The following is a 13,609-nucleotide window of genomic DNA, read 5'->3' as shown; positions in this document are numbered from 1 at the left end:
CGCGCGGCGGCGATTGCTCCACCGGTCGACACCTCATACTGTGCCGGTATGTCGGACGGCGCGACGGCGCGGGCGTTGGTTCTCGAGGCGCCGCGCCAGCTGGTCATCCGGGAGCTCCCGGTGCCGGCGATCGGCGACGACGACGCGGTGGTGCGGGTCGCCGCCTGCGGCCTGTGCGGGACCGACCACGAGCAGTACACCGGCGAGCTCGGCGGCGGGTTCGCCTTCGTCCCGGGCCACGAGACGGTCGGCACGATCGAGGCGATCGGGCCGCGGGCGGCGCGGCGGTGGGGCGTGGCGCGAGGCGACCGGGTGGCCGTCGAGGTGTTCCAGTCGTGCCGCGACTGCGACAGCTGCCGGCGCGGCGAGTACCGGCGCTGCGCGCGGCACGGCCTGGCCGACATGTACGGCTTCATTCCCGTCGACCGCGCGCCGGGCCTGTGGGGCGGCTACGCCGAATACCAATACCTGGCGCGCGACTCGATGGTGTTGGCCGTGCCCGACGGCCTCGACGCGGTGGTGGCGACGCTGTTCAACCCGCTAGGCGCCGGAATACGTTGGGGCGTAACCGTTCCCGGCACCAAGGCCGGCGACGTCGTGGCGGTGCTCGGACCGGGAATCCGGGGGCTGTGCGCGGCCGCGGCGGCCAAGGATGCCGGTGCCGCGTTCGTGATCGTGACGGGGATGGGCCCGCGCGATGCGGAGCGGTTGGCGCTGGCGCCGAGGTTCGGCGCGGACCTGGCTGTCGACGTCGCCGTCGACGACCCGGTCGCCGCGCTGGGCAGGGCGGCCGGCGCGATGGCGGACGTGGTAGTTGACGTAACCGCTAGGGCTCCAACGGCTTTCGCGCAGGCGATCGCGCTGGCCCGGCCCGCCGGCACCGTCGTCGTCGCCGGCACCCGCGGGTTCGGCGCCGGCGCCCCGGGGTTTTCGCCCGACGCGGTCGTGGTCAAGGAGCTGCGGATCATCGGGGCCCTCGGCGTCGACGTCACCGCCTACCGCGCCGCGCTGGACCTGCTGGTCTCCGGCCGCTACCCGTTCGAGAGCCTGCCCCGGCGCTGCGCGCGCCTCGAAGACGCCGCGGAGTTGCTGGCTACCATGGCCGGTGAACGCGACGGTGTCCCGCCAGTACACGGAGTGCTCACACCTTGACGTCCTCCACCGGCTTAAGCCGGTGGATTCCAACCCCGTCGCCTAGACAGCAGGAGAACAGAGTTGAGGTTCACGGTTCACGGACTGGCTAGTGCCGAGGTCTCCCCGTGCTGTCACCGCCCGTCCGGCGGCGATGTTGCGTGCGGCGTTGATGTCGGCATTGCACGGCCCCGCACCGCAGGCGGCGCAGTGGAAAACCGCTTGGCTCTTGCGGTTTTCCGGTGCGATATGCCCGCACTGGGAGCATCGTTGCGACGTGTACGCTGCTGGGACGAATTCGAGTCGCCCCGAGGCCTTGTGCTTCAACCGCGCCACCAACAAACCCCACCCTTGGCGGCTGATCTCACGGTTGAGACCCCGTTTTTGCGCGACACCGCTGCCGGGGCATTCCCGGGTACCGCGCGCCGAGCGGGTCATGGCCCGCACATTGAAATCCTCGACGCGAATGGTGTCAAAGCGGCGCGCCATATCGGTGGTGGTTTTTTCCACCCAGTCACGACGGCGATCGGTTTCGCGGGCGCGCAACTTGGCGATCGCGAGCTTCGTTCGTGCTCGTCGGTTACTTCCACGCTGCGCCCGAGCCAGACGGCGCTGCAATCGGCGCAGCCGCCTTGTTTCACCGGCACTAAGAACCGGAGCATGAAACAATTCGCCGGTGGACAGCGCCGCCGAGACCGCCACGCCACAATCCACACCAACAACGCTGCCATCGCCGGGTCCCGGGACAGATTCGGGGATGGCAGCAAAAGCGATGTGCCACCGCCCAGACCGATCCAATGTGACTCGATACGACTTCATGGTGTTGGCTACGTTGCGGGTCCAGCGGAACCGCACCCAACCGACCTTCGGTATCCATACCTGCCCGTAGCGGCGGCTCAGTCGCTTGATGTGGCGCGGTTTGACTCCGACCTGCCGGAATCCTTCATGCCTGTCGGCCTTCCGCCACGTCGGGCGGCGGTGGGTACAGTTGAAAAAGTTGCGCATTGCCTGCGCGAAGTCGCGCAACGCCTGCTGCTGCACGGTCTGCGACCCGGCTGCCAGCCAGTCATATTCGGCGCGGGCCTCAGTCAACTGGGCACACTGCTCGTTATACCCAGGCGCCCGGCGGCCCGGTTGCCAGTGCCGCTGCTGCTCCACGGCCAGATTCCACACAAGCAGGGCATGACGACAGTGGTCCGCCAACGCTGTGGTCTGCTCAGGGTTGGGAAGCAACCGAAACCGCGACACATCAAAAACCTAGACGCGACCACCGACAACCTGCCGAAAGGAGGGAAGCGGCGTTTCCTCCCCCGGCTAAAGCCGACGGTTTCCACGCCGCAAAACTGATGACAACAGCCCGCGTGCCCGGACTGCCGCTCGGCGAGGCCAAGGCCGCCGCCGACGAGGCGGCCGTGCCCAACTACATGGCCGAGCTGTCCATCTTCCAGGTGCTGCTGAACCACCCGCAGCTGGCGCGCGCCGTCAACGACCTGCTCGCCACCATGCTGTGGCACGGCGCCCTGGACTCGCGGCTGCGCGAGCTGGTGATCATGCGCATCGGCTGGCTCACGGCGTGCGACTACGAGTGGACGCAGCACTGGCGCGTCGCCTCCGGGCTGGGCGTCACAGAAGCCGATCTGCTCGGCGTGCGCGACTGGCAGAACCATGACGGGTTCGGGCCGACCGAGCGGGCGGTGCTGGCGGCCACCGACGACGTGGTGGGCGACGGCGCGGTGAGCGCCGAGAGCTGGGCGGCCTGCGAACGCGAATTGCGCGGCGACAAAACGGCTCTCATCGAACTCGTCACCGCCATCGGTGCGTGGCGAATGGTCGCCTCGATCCTGCAGAGCCTGCAGGTCCCGCTGGAGGAAGGGGTGTCCAGCTGGCCGCCGGACGGCCGGTCGCCGGCTCAGACGATCCGGTAGGTCTGCACCGCGTGCGCGACGACGTTGCCGTCGGGATCGGTGGCGGTGATCTCGGTGAAGGTGAGTTCCTTGCGGCGCCGCGTGGTGCGGGCATGGCACAGCAGGTCGCAGCGCTTGGCGGCGCCGGTGAACTGGATGCTCATCGCGACGGTCGAGGCGCGCATGCCCCTGTCGAAATCGTGGTTGGACCAGGCCGCCGCCGCGCCGGCGGTGTCCATCACCGAGGCGATCACCCCGCCGTGAAAGTAGGTGCCGTCGTTGGTGAGGTCCTCCCGGAACGGCAGCCGGATGGTGACGTCGTCGGGGTCGTAGCGCTCGAAGACGATGCCGAGCCCGCCGATGAACGGGGTGGTCAGCATGACCTCGCGCACCGCCCGGCGGCGCTGCCGCTGCTGCTCGGGGGACAGGGGTTCGGTCGCCGGATCGGCCATGGATCGCAGACTACCGTAATCGATTGACATATCAATCAATAACTCTTAGCGTCGGGCAATGCGAACCAGGGTCGCCGAGCTGCTCGGCGTTGAGTTCCCGATCTGCGCCTTCAGTCACTGCCGCGACGTCGTCGCCGCGGTCACCAACGCGGGGGGCTTCGGCATCCTCGGGGCGGTCGCGCACAGCCCGAAGCGGCTGCACAGCGAGCTGACCTGGATCGAGGAGCAGACCGGGGGCAGGCCCTACGGGGTCGACCTGCTGTTGCCGCCCAAGTACGTCGGCGCCGAGCAGGGCGGGATCGACGCCAAGCAGGCCGCCGAGCTGCTGCCCGAGCAGCACCGCGCGTTCGTCGACGACATCCTGGCCCGCTACGACATCCCGGCGCCCGCCGAGCCGCCGCCGTTTTCCGGCGGGGGTCTCAACATCTCGCCCAAGGGCTACGAGCCGCTGCTCGACGTCGCCTTCGACCACGACATCCGGCTGATCGCCAGCGCGCTCGGGCCGCCCCCCGCCGACCTCGTCGAGCGCGCGCACGACCGCGACGTGCTGGTGGCCGCGCTGGCGGGCACCACCCAACACGCGCGGCGGCACGCCGCCGCCGGCGTCGACCTGATCGTGGCGCAGGGCACCGAGGCGGGCGGCCACACCGGCGAGGTGGCGACCATGGTCCTGGTTCCCGAGGTGGTGGACGCCGTGGCGCCGACGCCGGTGCTGGCCGCCGGCGGCATCGCGCGGGGCCGCCAGATCGCCGCGGCGCTGGCGCTGGGCGCCGAGGGCGTGTGGTGCGGGTCGGTGTGGCTGACCACCGAGGAGGCCGAGACGGCCCCGGTGGTCAAGGAGAAGTTCCTGGCCGCCAGCTCCTCGGACACCGTGCGGTCGCGGTCGATGACCGGCAAGCCGGCGCGGATGCTGCGCACCGCCTGGACCGACGAGTGGGACCGGCCCGACAGCCCCGCCCCGCTCGGCATGCCGCTGCAGACCGCCCTGATCACCGAATCGCAGCTGCGCATCAACCAGGCCGCCGGCCACCCCGGCGCCAAGGCGCGCGAGCTGGCCACCTACTTCGTCGGGCAGGTGGTCGGTTCGCTGGACCGGGTGCGCCCGACGCGCTCGGTGGTGCTCGACATGGTCGAGGAGTTCATCGACACCGTCGGGCGGCTGGAAGACCTGGTCGAGAAGTGACCACCACGACCCGGCGGCGGCGCGCGGTCAGCGCCGCGGACAAGTCGCGGCGGCGCGACGAGATCATGGCGGCGGCCAAGGAGGTGTTCGCGCGCAAGGGTTTTCACGACACCACCATCGCCGACATCGCCAAGCGGGCCGGCCTGGCCTACGGCTCGATCTATTGGTACTTCGACTCGAAGGACGAGCTGTTCCACGCGTTGATGGCGGTCGAGGAGGGTGCGCTGCGCGGCCACATCGCCGCGGCGCTGGCCCGGCTGCCGGGGTCGGATAACGGCGACGAGGTGCCGCTGCGGACCGCCGTGCAGGCGACGCTGGAGTTCTTCGAGGCCGACCGGGCCACGGTGAAGCTGCTGCTGCGCGACGCGTACGCGCTCGGCGACCGGTTCGAGAAGCACCTGGGCGGCATCTACGAGCGGTTCATCGACGACATCGAGAGATTCGTCGTCGCCGCCCAACGGCGCGGTCAGGTGATCGCCGCGCCGGCCCGGATGGTGGCCTACACGCTGGCGGCGCTGGTCGGGCAGCTCGCGCACCGGCGGCTGAGCACCGACGACGACGTCACCGCGGCCCAGGTGGCCGACTTCGTCGTCGCGCTGGTGCTCGACGGGCTGCGCCCGCGCGCGATCATGAACGCATAAAGATTCGAAAACACCGGCCCGAATCGGTTTGACCGTCGCGCACCCGTCGTGCATCATCGTGTGGGCACCTCGTTAGGTGAGGCGTCTACACGAATACAGGCCACTGACCCCGAACGTCCAAAGACGCCCCGGGTCAGGACAGCTCCTCCCGGCTTAAGGGTTGAGCCCAGGTGGCTTCCGGCTTGGATTTCTTTCCAGGCCAGGACACGTCGTGTAGTGCCGAAGCTCTGACGAGAGGGGTGCGGATCTTCGGCTGTGGCCGGTTTCTGTACTCCCCTTGTGCACGCACATCGTGCGGGTTGGCCGCGCGCGTCGTTGCCGCAGAGGAGGTGAGGGACGAATGGGTTCCAGCGATAGTCCGGGTCGAAGTCCGGGCTCTGTTCCGTCCCGATCCGGTCTCCGGCGCGACGCTGTTTGAGTCGCCGCAACGCCAATCGGCTTACCGGCCAAGCGTTCTCGGATCGGAACCAGGGCGGGATGGGACACGTCAGTCCAGTTAATTCCTCGTTTCGAATTCCCTCTAGGAGCCGACAATGACCGCAGCCCTGCACGACGAAGTGGTAACCGTAGCGCCCGCCCGCAAGCTGACGGTGGTGCGCGACGCGACCGAAACGCGGGCCCCCGCGCCGAAGAAGGTGACCCGCCCGGCCGACGGCCGGACCATCGTGATCACCGACCCGCTGGTCGACGGCACTGCCCGCTTGTTGAGCATCGGCGTGCGCCACGTGTACGCGGCCCTGTGGCGCGTGGGTGTGCTCGAAGTCCGGTCGTAGCCCAACGGCTAGAATCGGCGTACTGGCATCGATCCGGCCATCACCGGGGAGCCTTCGGAAGAACGGCCGTTTAGGCCCAGTAGAACCGAACGGGTAGGCCCGTCACAGCCGTCAACGAGCGGTCGCGCGCAGCGCGGCAAGCGGGGTGGTACCGCGGCGCTCGCGCAGGTAGCGCGTCGTCGTCCCCAGGCCTAGTGGCACAGGAGACGACGGTTGAGCGAGCACACTTACCCCAAGCTGGGCGGCGGCGCGCCCGACTTCCCGGCGCTCGAGCTCGAGGTCCTCGACTACTGGGCCCGCGACGACACCTTCCGCGCCAGCATCGCCCGGCGCGACGGCGCCGAGGAGTACGTGTTCTACGACGGGCCGCCGTTCGCCAACGGCCTGCCGCACTACGGGCACCTGCTCACCGGTTACGTGAAGGACATCGTCCCGCGGTATCGCACCATGCGCGGCTACAAGGTGGAGCGCCGGTTCGGCTGGGACACCCATGGCCTGCCCGCCGAGCTCGAGGTGGAACGCCAGCTGGGCATCACCGACAAGTCCCAGATCGACGCCATGGGCATCGCGGTGTTCAACGAGGCCTGCCGCGAATCGGTGTTGCGCTACACCGACGAATGGCAGGCGTATGTCACCCGCCAGGCGCGCTGGGTCGACTTCGACAACGACTACAAGACGCTCGACCCGTCCTACATGGAGTCGGTGATCTGGGCGTTCAAACAGCTGTGGGACAAGGGCCTGGCCTACGAGGGCTACCGCGTGCTGCCGTACTGCTGGCGCGACGAGACCCCGCTGTCCAACCACGAACTGCGGATGGACGACGACATCTACCAGAGCCGCCAGGACCCCGCGATCACGGTCGGATTCCCGGTTGTGAGCGGCGATTTGGCCGGCGCGTATTTGCTGGTGTGGACGACGACGCCGTGGACGCTGCCGTCGAACCAGGCGGTCGCGGTCAACCCCGAGGTGACCTACGTGCTGGTGCGGGCGGGGGAGCGGCGCTACGTGCTGGCCGAGGCGCGGCTGGCCGCCTACGCCCGGGAGCTGGGCGAGGAACCCGAGGTGCTGGCCACCTATAGCGGCGCGGACCTGCTGGGCACGCGCTACCTGCCGCCGTTCCCGTATTTCATGGACTCGCCCAACGCCTTTCGGGCGCTGCCGGGCGACTTCGTGACCACCGAGGACGGCACCGGGATCGTGCACATGGCGCCGGCCTACGGCGAGGACGACATGGAGACCGGGGAGGCGGCCGGCATCGAGCCGGTCACGCCGGTGGACGCCAAGGGCCGGTTCGACGCCAGCGTCCCGGACTATCAGGGGCAGCATGTCTTCGACGCCAACGCCCAGATCATCCGCGACCTGAAGAACGGCAGCGGGGCCGCCGCGGCCAACGGGGCGGTGCTGCTGCGCCACGAAACCTACGAGCACCCCTACCCGCACTGTTGGCGGTGCCGCAACCCGCTGATCTATCGCGCGGTGTCGTCGTGGTTCGTCGCGGTCAGCCAATTCCGGGACCGGATGGTGGAACTCAACCGGCAGATCACCTGGCACCCCGAGCACGTCAAGGACGGCCAGTTCGGCAAGTGGTTGGCCGGCGCCCGCGACTGGTCGATCTCCCGAAACCGCTACTGGGGCACGCCGATTCCGGTGTGGAAGTCCGACGACCCCGCCTATCCGCGCGTCGACGTCTACGGCAGCCTCGACGAGCTCGAGCGCGACTTCGGGGTGCGGCCGGACAACCTGCACCGGCCGTACATCGACGAGCTGACCCGGCCCAACCCCGACGACCCGACGGGCCGCAGCACGATGCGGCGCATCCCCGACGTGCTCGACGTGTGGTTCGACTCGGGCTCCATGCCGTATGCCCAGGTGCACTACCCGTTCGAGAACCGGGACTGGTTCGACGGCCACTATCCGGGCGACTTCATCGTCGAGTACATCGGCCAGACCCGCGGCTGGTTCTACACGCTGCACGTGCTGGCCACCGCGCTGTTCGACCGCCCGGCGTTCAAAACCTGTGTGGCGCACGGGATCGTGCTCGGCTACGACGGCCAGAAGATGAGCAAGTCGCTGCGCAACTACCCCGACGTGTCCGAGGTTTTCGATCGCGACGGCTCCGACGCCATGCGGTGGTTCCTGATGGCCTCACCGATCCTGCGCGGCGGCAACCTGATCGTCACCGAGCAGGGCATCCGCGAGGGCGTGCGGCAGGTGCAGCTGCCGCTGTGGAACGCCTACAGCTTCCTGGCCCTGTACGCGCCGAAAGTCGGTGCCTGGCGCACCGATTCGGCGCACCTGCTGGACCGTTACATCCTGGCCAAGCTCGCGGCGCTGCGCGACGAGCTGACAGCGTCGATGGAGGCCTGCGACATCTCCGGGGCCTGCGAGCAGCTGCGCCAGTTCACCGAGGCACTGACGAATTGGTATGTGCGACGGTCGCGTTCGCGGTTCTGGGAGGAGGACCGCGACGCTATCGACACCCTGCACACCGTGCTGGAGGTGACGGCGCGGCTGGCCGCGCCGCTGCTGCCGTCGGTCACCGAGATCATCTGGCGCGGCCTGACCGGGCAGCGGTCGGTGCACCTGACCGACTGGCCGGACGCGGAGGCGCTGCCCGCCGACCCCGCCCTGGTGGCCGCGATGGATCAGGTCCGCGAGGTGTGCTCGGCCGCGTCGTCGCTGCGCAAGGCCAAGAAGCTGCGGGTGCGCCTGCCGCTGCCGAAACTGACTGTGGCCGTGGAGAACCCGCAACGGCTGGAGCCGTTCGCCGACCTGATCGCCGACGAGCTCAACGTCAAGCGCGTCGAGCTGACCGACGCGATCGCCACCTACGGCCGCTTCGAGCTCACCGTCAACGCCCGCGTGGCCGGCCCGCGCCTGGGCAAGGACGTGCAGGCCGCCATCAGGGCGGTCAAGGCGGGGGAGGGCGTCGTCAACCCCGACGGCACCCTGACCGCCGGTCCCGCGGTGCTGCAACCCGACGAGTACAGCTCGCGACTGGTGGCCGCCGACCCGGAATTCACCGCGGCGCTGCCCGACGGGGCCGGGCTGGTCGTGCTGGACGGCACGGTCACCCCGGAGCTGGAGGCCGAGGGCTGGGCCAAGGACCGGATCCGCGAGCTGCAGGAGCTGCGCAAGTCGACCGGGCTGGACGTGTCCGACCGCATCCGCGTGGTGATGTCGGTGCCCGCCGAGCGGGCCGGCTGGGCGCAGACGCACCGCGAGCTCATCGCGGGCGAAATCCTCTCCACCAGCTTCGAATTCGGCGACCCGGGTCCGGACGCCGCCGCCATCGGCGACGGCGTCCGCGTCAGCATCGCCAAGGCCTGACCCGTCGCCCCCGCGAAACTGTATTCCACTACGCATTTCCCGAGAAGCGCTGTCGGTAGTTGCAGTCTCGCGGGCTGTCGGACGGTCATGGCAGTCTGCGGCCATGGGGGAGGGGACACCGTTCATAGGCACCGAAGCCGTCGATGGCGTCGCATTCACGGAGCGCGAGCTGCGACGGTCCTGCACACGCCTGTACCGCAACGTCTATCAGCGGCGGGGCAGCGAACTGACCGCCCGCGATCGCGCGATCGCCGCCTGGCTGTGGTCTGGGAAGGAAGCCGTCGTGGCAGGCAACTCCGCGGCAGCGCTGCTCGGGGCCGAGTGGATCGACCCCCAGCTACCCGCCGAATTGGTGTGCGATCGCACCCGCCCACCGCCGCTGATCATCACCCGCAACGAGACCCTGCTGGCCGGTGAGACGCGGGTGGTCGGCGGGGTTCCCGTGACCTCGCCCGCCCGCACCGCGTTCGACCTCGGTCGTCGGCCGGGCTTTCAGACCGCGGTCATTCGAATCGATGCCCTCGCCCGGGCTACCGGTGTGACGGCCGACGAGGTTGCGCCGCTGATCGACGCGCACCGTGGCGCTCGCGGTGCGAAGCAGTTGCGTCGGGTGCTGCCGCTGGTCGACGCCGGCGCCGAATCACCGCAGGAGACGCGGACCAGGTTGGTCTTGATCCGCGGTGGACTGCCGAAGCCGCAAACCCAGATCGTCGTTCAAGACGAGTGGGGCTGGCCGTTTGCGCGCATCGACATGGGCTGGGAGGAATGGCTCGTCGGCGTCGAATACGACGGTCCCCAACACTGGACGGACCCGCGAATCCGCGCCGAAGACATCGAACGCACCGCCCAAGTCGAGCGGCGGGGTTGGCGGCTGGTTCGCGTGAGTTCCGACCTGCTGCGCCATCGGCCGCATGTCGTCGTGGCCCGGGCTCGCGAGGCGCTATGCGCTCGCGGCTATCCCAAATAGCGCCGCGCGGCGAACTTCATTTGCAAAAAAGTGTCCGAGCCAACGGGGATGGCCGCTCCTACCTGTGACAGAGGCCCAACGGGGCCGCGACCACGGTTAAGGAACACGCCATGACGACCATTGATGACTTCCACTCAATCGACAACGAGACGCCCGCGGAGATCTCCGCGGCGCCACTATCGCGCGGGACGAAGGTCCTGGTGGCATTGGCCGTGGCCGCGGTAGCCGTGATGGTCGCCGGGTTTGCCATGATGCTCATCCATTGACCGCGAGACTGTAACTGGCTACACGTTTCTCGAGTAGATGCGTCGGTAGTTGCAGTCTCGCGGCTAAGGAGGGTTACGGCTTGACCGCGCGCCAGCGCTGCCTGCCGGCGCCGACCTTGACGTCCACATCGCGAAAACCCGCCGCGCGCAAGCGATCCGGCAGGGTATCCGGCGCCACGGGGTTGCAGGTGTCGCGGACATGCAACAGCCGGAACACCCACGACGAAACGCTGTCACTGCCGGCGAACACGCCGCCGGGGCGAAGCACCCGAAACGCCTCGGCGAACAGCCGGTCCTGCAGTTCGCGCGTGGGAACGTGGTGCAGCATGGTGAACGACACCACCGAGCTGAACTCGTCGGCCGGCAGCCCGGTGTCGGTGCCGTCGCCGGTGATGATGCGCGCCCGCTCGCCGTACAGTTCGCGCAGCCGATCAGCCATCGGCCCGTCGATCTCGACCGCGGTGTAGCGCGGTGTCCTGCCCGCCAGCACCCGCAGATTGGCGCCGTAGCCCGGACCGATCTCGAGCACGTTGTCGCCGAGGTCCACGTCGCCGAGCACCCACGGCAACAGCTGGTCCTCGACGGCCTTGAAGTAGCGGTTCGAGCTGCAACACAACCGGTGACACAGATTCATGGCCATGGTCTGAGACGCTAGTAGCAATGGAGTCCCGTTGGGTGCTGCACCTGGACATGGACGCGTTCTTCGCCTCCGTCGAGCAACTCACCCGGCCGACGCTGCGCAACCGGCCGGTGCTGGTCGGCGGCTTGGGCGGCCGGGGTGTGGTGGCCGGCGCGAGCTATGAGGCGCGGGTGTTCGGCGCCCGCTCCGCGATGCCGATGCATCAGGCCCGTCGGCTGATCGGGGTGACCGCGGTGGTGTTGCCGCCGCGCGGCGTCGTGTACGGGGTGGCCAGCCGGCGGGTCTTCGACACCATCCGCAGCGTGGTGCCCGTCGTCGAGCAACTGTCCTTCGACGAGGGCTTCGGCGAACCGCCCCAGCTCGCCGGGGCGTCGGCGGCGGACGTCGAGCAATTCTGCGAGGGCTTGCGGCGACGGGTGCGCGACGAGACCGGCCTGATCGCCTCGGTCGGCGCGGGCTCGGGCAAGCAGATCGCCAAGATCGCGTCGGGCCTGGCGAAGCCCGACGGCGTGCGGGTCGTGCGGCGCGCCGACGAGCGGCCGCTGCTGGGCGGGTTGCCGGTGCGGCGGCTGTGGGGCATCGGCCCGGTCGCCGAGGAGAAGCTGAATCGGCTCGGCATCGAGACGGTCGGTCAGCTGGCCGCGCTGACCGACGCCGAGGTCGCCAACATCCTGGGCGCGACGATCGGGCCGGCGCTGCACCGGCTGGCCCGCGGCATCGACGACCGCCCGGTCACCGAGCGCGCCGAGGCGAAGCAGATCAGCTCCGAGTCCACCTTCGCCGTCGACCTGACCAGCCTGGAGCAGCTGCGTGAGGCGGTCGAGCCGATCGCCGAGCACGCGCATCAACGCCTGCTGCGCGACGGCCGCGGCGCCCGCACCGTCACGGTGAAGCTGAAGAAGTCCGACATGAGCACGCTGACCCGCTCGGCGACGCTGCCCTACGCCACCGCCGAGGCCGGCGCGCTGATCGCGTTGGCCCGCCGGCTGCTGCTCGACCCGCGCGAGATCGGGCCCATTCGCCTTGTCGGCGTGGGGTTTTCGGGCCTGAGCGACGTGCGCCAGGAGTCGTTGTTCCCGGACCTGGAGCTGTCGGGCGAGACCTCGGAGGAACACACCGCGGCCACCGCGACCGAGGCGATGTTCGGGCCGGCCGACGAGCCCTCGCGGTGGCGCATCGGCGACGACGTCGCGCATCGCGATCTCGGGCACGGCTGGGTGCAGGGCGCGGGCCACGGAGTGGTCACGGTGCGCTTCGAGACCCGCGGTTCCGGGCCGGGCCAGGCGCGGACGTTCCCCGCCGATACCGACGACCTGTCCGCCGCCAACCCGGTCGACTCCCTGGACTGGCCGGACTACGTCGGCGTGCTGCGCGCCGAGGAGTCAGCCCCAGCGGCCGACGACGTCGGCGGCGGGTAGCCCCGCCGCCAGCGCGGCCATCAGCAACACCCGGGTCTGCGACGGCCGCAGCCGCGGCACCATCACCGCGCCGGCCTCCACCAGGGCGTGCCCGGGACCGTAGCCCGCGCCGACCCGCGCGCCGGCGACCCGGCTGGACACCGCGACGACGACCCCGTCGCGGCAATGGCGGCGCACCCCGTCGACGACGGCGGCCCCGGCGTTGCCCGAGCCCAGTGCCTCGAGCACCACGGCGCGCGCCCCGGCGGCCACGCAGGCGTCCATCGCCACCGAGTCGCTGCCCGGGTACGCCGCGACGATGTCGACCCGCGGCGCGCCGGCGGCGCCGAGATCGCCGAGGTACGGGCGCGCCTTGTGGGCCGTCAGCGCTATCTCACCCGAGCCGGTGCCAAGCAGCCGGCCCGCGAAGCCATCCCGGGTGGCCACCTTGTGCAGGCCCAGCGGCTGCCACACCCGGCCGGCGAACGACACCAGCACGCCGAGGCCGCGCGCGCCCGGGCTGGCCGCCAGCGCCAGCGCGTCGCGCACGTTGGCCGGGCCGTCGGCGTCGGGCGCGTCGACGCTGCGCATCGCGCCGGTCAGCACGACGGGCGCGGCGCCGTCATAGGTGAGGTCCAGCCACAGCGCGGTCTCCTCGAGCGTGTCGGTGCCGTGCGTGATGACCACGCCGTCGGCGCCGCCGTCGACGCCGGTCCGCACGGCGGCGCGGATCCGGTCCCAGTCGGCCGGCGTCAGCTCCGAGCTGTCGACGGCCATCAGGTCGACGACCTCGACATCGAGGCCCGACACCAGCTCAGCGCCGCTGTAGGCCGGCCGGCGCACCCCGTCGGCGCCGGTGCTGGTCGATATCGTTCCTCCGGTGGCGATCACGGTGAGGCGGGCCATGCTGGAATCATCGCGCGTC

General features: G+C 70.0%; 13 protein-coding genes and 1 riboswitch. Of the genes, 9 read left to right on the top strand and 4 right to left on the bottom strand.

The genetic code is table 11. The features are described 5' to 3' along the window. Positions 1 to 48 precede the first annotated feature (48 nt). Positions 49 to 1,152 carry a zinc-binding dehydrogenase gene (locus OQ968_RS12000; protein ID WP_324677954.1) on the top strand — a complete coding sequence of 368 codons (1,104 nt, stop codon included), beginning with the start codon at positions 49 to 51 and terminating at the stop codon, positions 1,150 to 1,152. Positions 1,153 to 1,194: 42 nt separating this feature from the next. Here the strand turns inward: OQ968_RS12000 and OQ968_RS11995 are convergent, their stop codons facing one another. Continuing rightward, entirely contained in the window at positions 1,195 to 2,379 is a 1,185-nt protein-coding gene (locus OQ968_RS11995; protein WP_324677952.1) for a transposase, read from the bottom strand. 98 nt (positions 2,380 to 2,477) lie between these two features. Between OQ968_RS11995 and OQ968_RS11990 the strand changes: the two genes are divergently transcribed. After that, positions 2,478 to 3,056 (top strand): carboxymuconolactone decarboxylase family protein, encoded by a 579-nt coding sequence (locus tag OQ968_RS11990; protein ID WP_324677950.1) that lies wholly within the window; start codon positions 2,478 to 2,480, stop codon positions 3,054 to 3,056. On the opposite strand, the gene OQ968_RS11985 is transcribed toward OQ968_RS11990, so the two are convergent. Then, entirely contained in the window at positions 3,041 to 3,487 is a 447-nt protein-coding gene (locus OQ968_RS11985) for a PaaI family thioesterase (RefSeq protein ID WP_324677948.1), read from the bottom strand. The genes OQ968_RS11990 and OQ968_RS11985 overlap by 16 nt on opposite strands. Positions 3,488 to 3,545: 58 nt before the next feature. On the opposite strand from OQ968_RS11985, the gene OQ968_RS11980 reads away from it, so the two are divergent. The 6 genes from OQ968_RS11980 to OQ968_RS11955 all read left to right on the top strand — a co-directional run bounded on the left by OQ968_RS11980 (position 3,546) and on the right by OQ968_RS11955 (position 10,647). Next, a complete protein-coding gene (locus OQ968_RS11980) occupies positions 3,546 to 4,670 on the top strand; it encodes a nitronate monooxygenase family protein (RefSeq protein ID WP_324677946.1) in 1,125 nt (374 codons plus the stop codon). Beyond that, a complete protein-coding gene (locus tag OQ968_RS11975; RefSeq protein WP_324677944.1) occupies positions 4,667 to 5,311 on the top strand; it encodes a TetR/AcrR family transcriptional regulator in 645 nt (214 codons plus the stop codon). The genes OQ968_RS11980 and OQ968_RS11975 overlap by 4 nt, the downstream gene beginning before the upstream one ends. A 61-nt stretch (positions 5,312 to 5,372) precedes the next feature. Continuing rightward, positions 5,373 to 5,557, top strand: a riboswitch (M-box (ykoK) riboswitch). Between the two features lie 287 nt (positions 5,558 to 5,844). Then, the gene (locus tag OQ968_RS11970) at positions 5,845 to 6,084 is read left to right on the top strand and encodes an Rv1535 family protein (protein WP_324677942.1); all 240 of its coding nucleotides are present in this window, start codon (positions 5,845 to 5,847) and stop codon (positions 6,082 to 6,084) included. A 213-nt stretch (positions 6,085 to 6,297) separates the two neighbouring features. Next, on the top strand, positions 6,298 to 9,414 hold the full coding sequence (gene ileS, locus OQ968_RS11965; RefSeq protein ID WP_324677940.1) for an isoleucine--tRNA ligase: 3,117 nt from the start codon (positions 6,298 to 6,300) through the stop codon (positions 9,412 to 9,414). A gap of 103 nt (positions 9,415 to 9,517) precedes the next feature. Continuing rightward, complete coding sequence (locus OQ968_RS11960) at positions 9,518 to 10,381, top strand: hypothetical protein (protein WP_324677938.1); 864 nt, start codon at positions 9,518 to 9,520, stop codon at positions 10,379 to 10,381. Between the two features lie 110 nt (positions 10,382 to 10,491). Continuing rightward, a complete protein-coding gene (locus tag OQ968_RS11955) occupies positions 10,492 to 10,647 on the top strand; it encodes a hypothetical protein (protein WP_324677936.1) in 156 nt (51 codons plus the stop codon). A gap of 73 nt (positions 10,648 to 10,720) precedes the next feature. Here the strand turns inward: OQ968_RS11955 and OQ968_RS11950 are convergent, their stop codons facing one another. After that, on the bottom strand, positions 10,721 to 11,287 hold the full coding sequence (locus OQ968_RS11950) for a class I SAM-dependent methyltransferase (protein ID WP_324677934.1): 567 nt from the start codon (positions 11,285 to 11,287) through the stop codon (positions 10,721 to 10,723). Between the two features lie 35 nt (positions 11,288 to 11,322). On the opposite strand from OQ968_RS11950, the gene OQ968_RS11945 reads away from it, so the two are divergent. Beyond that, positions 11,323 to 12,705 (top strand): DNA polymerase IV, encoded by a 1,383-nt coding sequence (locus OQ968_RS11945; protein ID WP_420715896.1) that lies wholly within the window; start codon positions 11,323 to 11,325, stop codon positions 12,703 to 12,705. Here OQ968_RS11945 and OQ968_RS11940 read toward each other — a convergent pair. Then, positions 12,670 to 13,590, bottom strand: a complete 921-nt coding sequence (locus OQ968_RS11940; RefSeq protein WP_324677930.1) for an asparaginase — start codon at positions 13,588 to 13,590, stop codon at positions 12,670 to 12,672. The genes OQ968_RS11945 and OQ968_RS11940 overlap by 36 nt on opposite strands. Positions 13,591 to 13,609 lie beyond the last annotated feature (19 nt).

It is taken from the genome of Mycobacterium sp. 663a-19 (genome assembly GCF_035616495.1).
Taxonomy (GTDB): domain Bacteria; phylum Actinomycetota; class Actinomycetes; order Mycobacteriales; family Mycobacteriaceae; genus Mycobacterium.
Note: the sequence above shows the minus strand (reverse complement) of the source record. Positions and strands in the feature narration are given on the sequence as shown.